At 29.2% G+C, this 10,077-nt stretch carries 9 protein-coding genes; 2 read left to right on the top strand and 7 right to left on the bottom strand.

The annotated features are described in order from the left end of the window. Positions 1 to 102: 102 nt before the first annotated feature. The 4 genes from L1S49_RS22845 to L1S49_RS22830 form a co-directional block, all read right to left on the bottom strand. Positions 103 to 681, bottom strand: a complete 579-nt coding sequence (locus L1S49_RS22845) for an SLATT domain-containing protein (protein WP_238907629.1) — start codon at positions 679 to 681, stop codon at positions 103 to 105. Further along, on the bottom strand, positions 659 to 1,537 hold the full coding sequence (locus L1S49_RS22840; protein ID WP_238907627.1) for a nucleotidyltransferase: 879 nt from the start codon (positions 1,535 to 1,537) through the stop codon (positions 659 to 661). The genes L1S49_RS22845 and L1S49_RS22840 overlap by 23 nt, the downstream gene beginning before the upstream one ends. Before the next feature lie 325 nt (positions 1,538 to 1,862). Beyond that, positions 1,863 to 3,011 carry an HNH endonuclease domain-containing protein gene (locus L1S49_RS22835; protein WP_238907626.1) on the bottom strand — a complete coding sequence of 383 codons (1,149 nt, stop codon included), beginning with the start codon at positions 3,009 to 3,011 and terminating at the stop codon, positions 1,863 to 1,865. After that, positions 3,004 to 3,315, bottom strand: a complete 312-nt coding sequence (locus L1S49_RS22830) for a nucleoside triphosphate pyrophosphohydrolase (protein ID WP_238907625.1) — start codon at positions 3,313 to 3,315, stop codon at positions 3,004 to 3,006. The genes L1S49_RS22835 and L1S49_RS22830 overlap by 8 nt, the downstream gene beginning before the upstream one ends. Before the next feature lie 440 nt (positions 3,316 to 3,755). On the opposite strand from L1S49_RS22830, the gene L1S49_RS22825 reads away from it, so the two are divergent. Next, complete coding sequence (locus L1S49_RS22825) at positions 3,756 to 3,923, top strand: hypothetical protein (RefSeq protein ID WP_238907630.1); 168 nt, start codon at positions 3,756 to 3,758, stop codon at positions 3,921 to 3,923. A gap of 180 nt (positions 3,924 to 4,103) precedes the next feature. Then, on the top strand, positions 4,104 to 4,499 hold the full coding sequence (locus L1S49_RS22820) for a (deoxy)nucleoside triphosphate pyrophosphohydrolase (protein WP_238907624.1): 396 nt from the start codon (positions 4,104 to 4,106) through the stop codon (positions 4,497 to 4,499). Between the two features lie 54 nt (positions 4,500 to 4,553). On the opposite strand, the gene L1S49_RS22815 is transcribed toward L1S49_RS22820, so the two are convergent. Genes L1S49_RS22815 through L1S49_RS22805 form a run of 3 tightly spaced genes read right to left on the bottom strand, consistent with a single transcriptional unit; the run spans position 4,554 to position 9,750 of the window. Continuing rightward, the gene (locus tag L1S49_RS22815; protein ID WP_238907623.1) at positions 4,554 to 7,442 is read right to left on the bottom strand and encodes a DEAD/DEAH box helicase; all 2,889 of its coding nucleotides are present in this window, start codon (positions 7,440 to 7,442) and stop codon (positions 4,554 to 4,556) included. Between the two features lie 45 nt (positions 7,443 to 7,487). Continuing rightward, positions 7,488 to 9,419 carry a DUF2075 domain-containing protein gene (locus L1S49_RS22810; RefSeq protein ID WP_021802283.1) on the bottom strand — a complete coding sequence of 644 codons (1,932 nt, stop codon included), beginning with the start codon at positions 9,417 to 9,419 and terminating at the stop codon, positions 7,488 to 7,490. Positions 9,420 to 9,435: 16 nt separating this feature from the next. Further along, positions 9,436 to 9,750: a nucleotide pyrophosphohydrolase gene (locus L1S49_RS22805; RefSeq protein WP_238907622.1), complete on the bottom strand. Its 315-nt coding sequence runs from the start codon at positions 9,748 to 9,750 to the stop codon at positions 9,436 to 9,438. Between the last annotated feature and the right edge of the window lie 327 nt (positions 9,751 to 10,077).

The following is a 10,077-nucleotide window of genomic DNA, read 5'->3' as shown; positions in this document are numbered from 1 at the left end:
ATCTTATATTCCGGTAGATATCCTCTGCATAAATTATCAAATATGTTCAATGACTAACTTAATGACATTGCTTTTTAGAGTACTCATTTCATTTAATGACTTTTATTTTAATTTCCTAATACATCTCCTTATAGAATTTGGTAACATAATATCAATTTCATGTTCAGAAAAAGTTTGCTCTTCATCATTTTTCAAGGACTTTTGAGCTTCTGCATAACTTTTTCCATCTGTTCTTGGAGAATTAGAGTATACTTTTGCAGTCCTTTCTTGTAGTTCATCTCTCTTTTTCATTATAGATTCTACTTCTAAAATTTCAAAGTCAGTTAATAAAGAAACATATTCTTCTCTAATTTTCCATAACTCATCTGATGCTACTTTATGTTCTTGGGCAGTTTCTATTAAGTTAAAATTTTTTACATATGAATTTAATATTAGTAGTATAAGGGAGACTATTGCTCCTACGATACTTGCTATTTTATCTTTTGAAAAAATAGCAACAATAAATCCACTTGTTGTAACTGCCGATAAACTAATTTGCCACAACTTTATCTTATCATTAGTTTTTAGCACCCTACTGATAATTTTGTCATGACACGTTTGTGTATATGTAACTCTGCCATATGCTTCTCTTATTTGAGACTCCAATTTATAACCTTGACTATTCGGGGAATTTCGTTCCATATATATCTCTCCATTTTTGCTTCGCAGAATACGATTTTTTATTATTTTCATAAGATATGGCAGCTACAGCATTATCATATGCTATTTTGGCCTTTGATTGAAAATTTCCCAATTTCCAAACATAACGGTTACTTCCCGGTGCCAACCAATAGTTTTTAGATGTATCAATGTTTTTAAGATATTCAAAAAAATCTCTACTCATATAGTCATAGTATAAAAATGACTTATCTTTATATTGCCATTCTGTAATAAATTTATAAGCCAATGTATCTATTAAAATACCACTCATGGAGACATTACATTTAACTTTCCAAGCCCTAGCCATTCTACAAAGACGTTTTAAATTTTTATTGGTATCACTATTCCTAGTATTCATTGCAGATATTTCTTTTCTTGGGTCTGTAGTTTTCCAAACTCCACCATTATTAGTATCAGGATAAGTATAGCTATCATCTTTATTGATAAATGCTGGAACGATTTCAAAATTTATTCCATCAGTAAAGTTTATTCCTATAACCTGTCCATCACCTTTAACATAAGATGTACTATATGTTTTTTGTAAAACACCTTTTACTTCTTGTAAAAGAGCTGATTGCCCATTACCTCTATATCCATTAAATTGAGCATATGTTTCATAAGGTAATTGAACAATCATATCAATATCACTTGTAAATATTTCAGTACCTCTACCATAAGAACCAACATATAAACTATACGCTGTTTCAGATGAGCTATTTCTATAATCAAGATTAATTCTCTTAGTAATTTGATGATACCTTGCTTGAATTGTAGATACTGTATAAGAACTCATTCTTAAATTAGAACAAAATGTTGAAAAATAATCACTTACTGACATACTATCCCCCCTCCAAATTTAATTATATATAACCATTTTATCCAATACTATACAGTATGTCAATTTACCAATAATGTTGGCTTTTTCAGAAATATTCCTGTAAAACTACAATTATTTACTTGTATCACTTCACTCTATATCAACTACCACAAAAGCATTGTTATAGGCTTTGCTGCCTTTGTTTCTGCTCTTATCACCATTACCTATGAAATAAATCAATTAAAAAGCTGACTAAAATAAAGGCGCTTTAAGTTCTATTCGTTGTACCAACATAGTAATCTCTATATGTGTTTTATTAGATAAAATCTATACGATAATTTCATTTTCAAGCTTTCTCCCCCACCTCAAACCCCTGATTACTTGCAATTTGATGTAGAGGACTTATACATTCTCTTAACTTTCTATCAAACTCTTCTTTACCATTATATTGAACCAAATTATACGGTTCATTTATCCTTAATCCTTCAACATAACTTTCCAAATCCTTGTCCATTTTACTTTCACAAAGATATGAGAAGGCTTTATACTGAATATCACAAAAGTCTTCTATATAGTCCTTAAGTGTAAGAAGTTTATCACTTTTCTTACTGTTGATATTTTTAAAGGTAGGCACTAAGTTCCACATCTCATCATGTAGCACAAAACTCCAAGGAATAAAATGATCTATGCTCAGCACTCCATAAATCTTATAGTTTCCACTCGTAAATTCCTTTTTTGTATAAATATCATTTATACCCTTAGCTACAATTACTTGATTCCAAAGCTTTGTGGCTTTTTTTAGATTTCTACTTCTAGGAGCTTCTAGTTTAAAGGCTATCGCAGGAACATTAGGGTTTCTTTTTTGTAGAAATTCTATTAACTTAAAATATATCCAATATTTTATTACTCCATAGTTTTCTTTTAAGTAATCCTCCCATCCATCATTTATAGTTATTTTGTTTTTGGTCTTTTTAACAATTTTATAAAGGCATGTACTACTCTCCAAAGATAACTTAGCTACGTTATTATTTTTGAAGTTACCTTTTTGTCCCTTTACTTCTTCACTGAAAAAAGGAGCTAATAATCTATATGGAACGTTTAATGTTATTTCATACATCATTTTCTTAAGCACTGAATCCTCAGATGTATAAATGAAATCTAATAATTTCTTCTCATCACAATTATCTGAAATATTATATTTTAGCGCTATATAATTAACTATCCTCTTTAAATTATCAGAATAACCAAAATTTAATTTATATTTTATAATTGGGTACCAAGCATAAGTAATCATTCTAGAGATTAGTCTATTAAATTCAATTTCAGTATTTCCTTCACTAACTTCATCTAATATTCCAAGTAGCCAATACATTTTATAACTAGCTGACTTCTCATCCAGCAGATTCGAAAATATTCTAAAATCTACTTTACTACTCTTAGGAACTATCTCCTTAATATTAATTCCTCCAATAGATACATCTGTTATATTATTCATAAGTTTTTTGGAGAACTATACCCTCATTAAATCCTCCTCTTTCCCCTTTCTTGTCTTCCCTCTTCTTTAAAAGCTCTTCTTCAGTAAATCCTAAATTATTAGCTAGTCCAAATAAAACTTCCATAACATCAGCAAGTTCTTCAATGTTTTTATCTTCTTTAAACTCTAAAACTTCTTCATCAAGCTTTTTTATAAGTAAATCTAATCTCTCTTCTTTGTCTGCAACTATATAATCACAATTACTTCCTGACTTTTTTATTACCTCTGGTATTTTATCTCTAACTAACTTGTTATATGTTTTCATATATCCTCCAATATTTCACACACTCTCACCCATATGACTACAATTCTCTTCTAATAATATCCAAATTTAAGCTTGTTCCATTCACTTCCTTATGTTGCTATTATATAACATTATTTACATCTAATTCAACGAAATCCTACAAAATTCAACTCTTTCATATCATTATAAAATCAAAAAGGATTATTGATATCTTTACCTGATATCAATAATCCTTTGGTGTAATCTTCTATTTCATTTTTTACCATATAGTTAATGATCTAAACTGAAAATTATTTTAGTAAGAAAACTAATTACCACAATTTACCCCTATGTCAACTTAGCAAATTATGGTACACTTATTAGGTAAATTTCTTAATCCGTAGTGGATGGCTACGGGGGTTTTGAACGTTTTCTCCTCCTGGGTTATTGGTGAACTATTTCACTATAGCTAGGGGGTGGTATTGGATATGTTTGATACTTTTATAAAGTGTATATCAATTATTTATGTAATTAGATTAATTCTAAAACATAACATTTTTATACATCATTTAAAAATTAAGATTAAATTTCTTGGTCTTGATATAGAAGTTAAAGGCAAAGAAAAAAGTGCCCCATCCCACAAAGATTAGCACTTTTTCTTCTAAATACATTTAGTTAAATCCAATAGCCCTAAAACAAAATAAATGTTCTAAGGATACTTAGTGTTAGCGCACTAAGTATTTCTTATTTATATTATATCAAATTTTTATAAAAAATAAACATTTAATTTTTCTTTTATTCGCTTTACAATATTATTAGAGGTGAATCACATGAAAAAATTAGTAAAAGTTGTTGGCGCAATTATTGAGAATGAAAATAGTGAAATTCTTTGTGCTCTTCGTTCTCCAGATATGTCCCTTCCGAACCTATGGGAGTTTCCTGGTGGAAAGTTAGAGGCTGGAGAAAGCTATAAAGAAGCAATCGAGAGAGAAATTATGGAGGAATTAGGCTGCTCTGTTAGATTTATTGATATATTTAATGATAATACTCATGAATATGATGCTTTCATTGTAAATCTTGTTACTGTTAAGTGTATATTAGTTTCTGGTACTCCTACTGCTAGTGAGCATTCTAAACTTATATGGCTTAAGAGGGAAAATCTTAATTCATTAAAGTGGGCTCCTGCTGATATCCCAGCCGTAGAAGAACTAATTGAAGAAAAATAAAAATAGGCTGTTTAAAAGTTATTTTTTACTCTTAAACAGCTCATTTCTTTATTTCTATACCTTTTTTATAAACTCCGTGTATATATCTACTGGCATTAAATTTTGTAGTTTTAACTTTACCGTTATAGGTTTCTCTCCTTCAAATTCTACTACATTGCCTTTGCCTATATAAATATATGGTTCAGTTACTCCATCTATCTCTTTATATTTTCTAACAAATATGTGTAGATTAATTCCTCTTTCTTTATTAAAAATTATGTTTTTTCCTCTCTCTGAGGTTTGTGCTGTACTATTTGGTGTTTGCCATTGAAAGTAATTTCTATCTATAAACTTATCCTTATAATTTATACTTTCTTTTATATCCCCTTCTTTATGCAAATCTATAAATAGGAAATATTCATTACCATTTACTAAGAGACCACTTCCTCTAAAAGAACTATGTATTTTTGTATAATTGGATAGTACTGCAGTTTCAGCCATTTGATATTGTTCATACAACTTGAAAAATGGACTTCCATAATAACTACTTCCAAAGTTTTTTTCATAGATTGTTATTCCGTAATTAATAACATCCTCAATATATGTTCTGTATTTTTTGTCATGAACTATCTTTTTAAAATCCCAAGTTGCACTCAACACACCATCTTTATATTCAAAAGAGCGTATATAATTTTTAAGCTGTCCTGAATCATAGAAATCTTGATTTAAACATCTTAATGCATGCTGAACATCTTCATCATTTACATGGTTTAAGTATTTTAGTATCTCTGTTTTAGCTTCATGAAAAGCTATTTGTTCATGCTTAAGTAAATATTTAATTATTGCGAACTCATATATTCTTTTTATAGGCAATTTATCTGTAAATTCTTTAAGCATCTTAAAAAACACTTGGTTTTCTAATAACTTATTTAACTCCTCATCTTTCTCCATTTTAGCTACAAAACTTAAATATGTTTTTTCCTTACTTAAGAATTTTAATGGGTTAGGTGCTCCATCATACTTCTCATAATCCATCATTTTATAAGGAACTTTTCTTTTATTCAAATTTTTAAATTCATTATATTCTTCTTTTAAGTACTTCATAGCATTAAAATTTTCACTACTTAATTGTTTTAATATTCTTTCCTGAGAAATCCTATCCATTTGTATATTTGTACAGCCTGGAATGTTCGCAAACTCTGTTGCTACTGATACCTTTAAACTGTCTTTATCGTAATATCTTGATCCATTCAATGCTAACGCTATAAGAAATGCTTTATTATGATTCCCTATAAAGTCTAATACAGTTAAAAATGTTTTATCCTCGTGTTTTCTAAGACCTCTTCCTAGCTGTTGAATAAAGATAATTGGTGAATTGGTAGGTCTTAGCATAAATACTGTATTTATAGATGGTATGTCTACCCCTTCATTAAAAATATCTACTGTGAAGATTACTTCTAATTCATCTTCATCACTTTCAAGTCTCCTTATAGCTTCTTGTCTTTTTTCTTGTGAATCTTCTCCAGATAGTGCAATACTATTTATTCCTCTCTTTAGGAATTCAAGGTGCATATATTTTGCATGTTCTATATCCACGCAAAACCCCAATGCTTTTCTTTTTAAACCATCATGTCCATAAAAATTCATCTTATCTATTATAAAGTCCACTCTTTTATTTATTTGAAGCCTTTTTGATATTTCCGAAACATCTTCACTTTTCAAATCACTTAAGTCTATTTCCTCAATATCTGTAATTCCAAAGTAATGAAATGGTATTATAAGCTCATGTTCTAAGGCTTCTCTTAACCTAATCTCAAGAGCTATATTATTATCATAAATATCGAATATATCCTCTGTGTCTCCTCTCTCTGGAGTTGCAGTCATACCTAATAAAAACTTAGGTTTAAAATAATTCAAAATTTTTTGATATGTTGGACTAGCTGAATGGTGTGCTTCATCTATTACAATATAATCAAATTCCTCTTCACTAAATTCTTCTAAACAATTTTTCATAGATTGATTAGTTGAAAATATGTATTTTGCATTATAGTCTTTTCTTCCACCAGTTATTAGTCCTGTAGTGATATTTTTATTTTTTGCTAATCTTTTAAAAGTTTTTTCTGCTGATCTTAATATTTCTTCTCTATGTGCTATAAATAATAACTTTCTAGGATTAAAATTAATAGCATCAAAAGCTGACATATAGGTTTTTCCTGTACCAGTTGAAGCTATTGCTATAGCTTTACTTTCCCCAGACAATCTCAATCTATTTAAGTTCTCTAATGCTTTTTTCTGCATATAGTTAGGTTTGACTAATTCGTAATGGCTAAATTCTGCTACTTCTCTTTTTTCTGTCTTTTTTAGAGTCTTTATAAAATTTCTATAACTTTCTAAAAATTCCTCTGTTACTTCTGAAGTGTTTGACCATAGTCCTAAGTATTCACTTATAACCTCTTTAACGAAACTATCTTCCTTTTTTGAAATCACTCTAACATTCCACTCTATATTACTTTTTAGTGCTCTTTGCGTTATATTGGACGAACCAATAATTATTTTGTATTCATCTTTATTCTCAAATATATAGGCCTTAGTATGAAATCCAAGTTCTTTAGTAGCTACAAAAATCTTTAGATCTATATTTGAAAACTTCGTAATTCTTTCAAGTGCTTTTGGCTCTGTGAAATTTAGATAGGTTGATGTTAAAATACTTCCCTGAACCCCTCTATCCTCAAGCTCTTTAAATGTATCTAACAGTAACTGAAGTCCACTGAAATTAACAAAAGCGACACTAAAATAAAATCTTTCGCATTCATTTAAACATCTCTTTAGCTCATTTAATAGATTCCCACTTTCAGAATTGACTATTAGCTTATTACTAACTAAATATTGAGTTTCTTCAATCTCTTTATTATTAATACTATTTAAATCAATTTCCTTTTCTTTAATAATATTATTATCAATCATATATCAGTTTTTTTCTCCATTTCCCTCATAAATAATTCATTATAGTTATTGAATAAGACTCATTACATACCCTTCGTCAATCTCTTTAAAAGTAATATTGTTTTTCATTACTTCTAATCTATAACTTAAATACTTCTGCAATTCCTTATCCTCACAAAATATATAACAACCCTTCATGCCTCTTGTCATTAATACCTTATACGTATTTTTAATTATTTCTTCTGATCTTTCTAGTGCTTCATTTCTATTTTCCTTATAAAGTTTCTTTATTCCACTTAAACTTTTATCTGTTTTTGCTCTTGCTGCAAAGTCTGTAATTATTTTTCCATTCTCATATCTCATGTCATTTCCTATAATTACGCCAACATAATCAAATTCTAATCCTTGACAAGTATGAATGCATCCTACCTCATTAACTGAATCTTTTCCAATAGCCCAAGGTTCTTGTGAATTTAAATTCCACTTCATTTTAAAATCCCACTCCGGAATTACTATATCGTATAGCCCTTTATTGTTATTCCCCTTGGTTACCCACTCCCAACAATAACCTGCTAAAAGCCTAGACTTGTTATTAGTCTTATTTTTTTCCTCAATAATTTCTTTAAGTTCATTTGGATTTTCAACAACTTTAATATCATAATCAAAATTGAAACCATCAAAATTTGCTGTATCATTTATTTCTAAAACATCATTTAACCAATTTAAGTATCCATCAGAACCATTACATCTAAACTGAGAAGTAAGCTTTTTTGTTATAACCTTAGCGTTTTCTAAATCTGCAAATCTCCTAATTTCATCAACTGAGCCTATATCACTCAGCGTAACTCTTTGCTCTTCATCAATAAAAAATACTGCTACCTTTGAAGCTTTAATTATCTCCTTTATCTGATTTTCTCCTTTATTTTTGAAAAGTCCTGATTTTTCATTTAATCTATGAGCTTCATCAACCAGTAATACATCTATCTCATTGTTCTGTGACTCATAATAAGACCCTGATCCTTTAAATAAACTTCCTATGTATTTCTGCTTGTATTTTCCTTTAAGTTTTGTGGAATATACAGATCTTGGAGCCGAATTTTTAGATACATATTGAGTTACATAACCAGCCTTATTCAGTTTAACTAAAAGATTAACTGCTAGAACAGACTTTCCTGTACCAGGACCACCCTCAATTATAAAAACTTGTTTTTGATTTAAGAAAAGCTTCTTCACAACTGACTTTTTTATTGCCTCAAAAACAATTTTCTGATCATCTATTAATTTAAATTCTTCATTTCCATCTAGCATTAATACCAAAGCGTCTTGTAGTGATTTTGATGGTCTTATTCGTCCACCTTCTATACTATACAATATTCTTTTCTGATCTCCCTTAGAGATATACCTTTGTATAAATTCTCTAAGTTTATTTACTTCTCCTTGAGCATAAACTGGAGCTTTATCTAAATAATCCTCATACACGCTGTTTGTTAAAGGATCATCCTTCCTCTTAATATAATTATGTAGATATGCACAAGGATGCAAAGCTATCTTATCTTTTTCTATAGCTTCATTATAGTCTTCTATTGCGCATGCATAAGTCCACGCTTGATAAGATGGGTGTGTTACATTTCTTATACCTTTATTTATATAAGTTTCCACTAAACCATCTTCATCCTCTATAGCATTTAATCTATCCCATTGCTTCAATTCTACAATTATTACATTCCCTTTATTATCATCATCAAATCCTGCTATTATAAAATCTATTCTCATTGATGTTGCCGGAATTCTATATTCAATTGCTACAGAACAATCTTCCGGTATCTCTGGCACATTCAAAGCTTTGTACATATAAAGCATTGAATTTTTCCAAGCATTCTTCTCACTCTCTTTAATTCTGCCTATTTTTTCTCTATAAACCTTTTCTATAACTAAACTAATAGTATCATTATCTACATGTCTCATAAATTCTGCCTTAGTTGCTTCATATACTATCACTTACTCATCCCCTAAATTAAAATTCAGTATATTTCTTACTATTCCCTTTTGATTTTTCTATAGGATATTTCTTTTCATTTTTATTCATTTTATGTTCTATTATCTCTTCAATATCAACATTTAAAGAGTCAGCCATATGTATACAATAAACTAGTACATCTGCTAATTCGTCACATACCTTTTCTTTGTCAAATTTATTATCCCAAAGAAAATTTTCTAAAAGTTCAGAAGCTTCAATGCTTACTGCTTTAGCTAAATTCTCAGGAGTATGAAATTGCGACCAATCCCTATCATCTCTAAAATTTCTTATTCTATTTATTAAATCCTTCATAACAGATTTGTCCTCCCAACTTGATATGCTTCATTGCCTTATGTTGCTATTATATAACATTATTTACAATGAGTTCAACGAAATCCTACAAACTTCAACAGTTTCATACCACTATAAAATCAAAAAGGATTATCAATATCTTTAGCTGATATCAATAATCCTTTTGTGTGAATTAATTCTAAAATGACTCTAATGAAGAACCTTTGATCCTTCTACAGGATTAAGGTGCAAAAAAAAAGTGCCCCATCCCAACAACAATGTCATTAAGTTAAGATGATACACTCAAAGAGTAGAGTATGTAGAAATACATGCCCTGCTTTTTTTTAT

The sequence above is a fragment of the Clostridium sp. YIM B02506 genome (assembly GCF_022324845.1).
GTDB classification, from domain to species: Bacteria; Bacillota; Clostridia; order Clostridiales; family Clostridiaceae; genus Clostridium_T; species Clostridium_T intestinale.
This window is presented reverse-complemented; position numbering and strand designations above follow the sequence as displayed.

Excerpts from the sequence above, each read along its gene's own strand:
- L1S49_RS22845 (WP_238907629.1), bottom strand. The coding sequence starts at position 681 with ATGGAACGAAATTCCCCGAATAGTCAAGGTTATAAATTGGAGTCTCAA.
- L1S49_RS22840 (WP_238907627.1), bottom strand. The coding sequence starts at position 1,537 with ATGTCAGTAAGTGATTATTTTTCAACATTTTGTTCTAATTTAAGAATG.
- L1S49_RS22835 (WP_238907626.1), bottom strand. The coding sequence starts at position 3,011 with ATGAATAATATAACAGATGTATCTATTGGAGGAATTAATATTAAGGAG.
- L1S49_RS22830 (WP_238907625.1), bottom strand. The coding sequence starts at position 3,315 with ATGAAAACATATAACAAGTTAGTTAGAGATAAAATACCAGAGGTAATA.
- L1S49_RS22820 (WP_238907624.1), top strand. The coding sequence starts at position 4,104 with ATGAAAAAATTAGTAAAAGTTGTTGGCGCAATTATTGAGAATGAAAAT.
- L1S49_RS22815 (WP_238907623.1), bottom strand. The coding sequence starts at position 7,442 with ATGATTGATAATAATATTATTAAAGAAAAGGAAATTGATTTAAATAGT.
- L1S49_RS22805 (WP_238907622.1), bottom strand. The coding sequence starts at position 9,750 with ATGAAGGATTTAATAAATAGAATAAGAAATTTTAGAGATGATAGGGAT.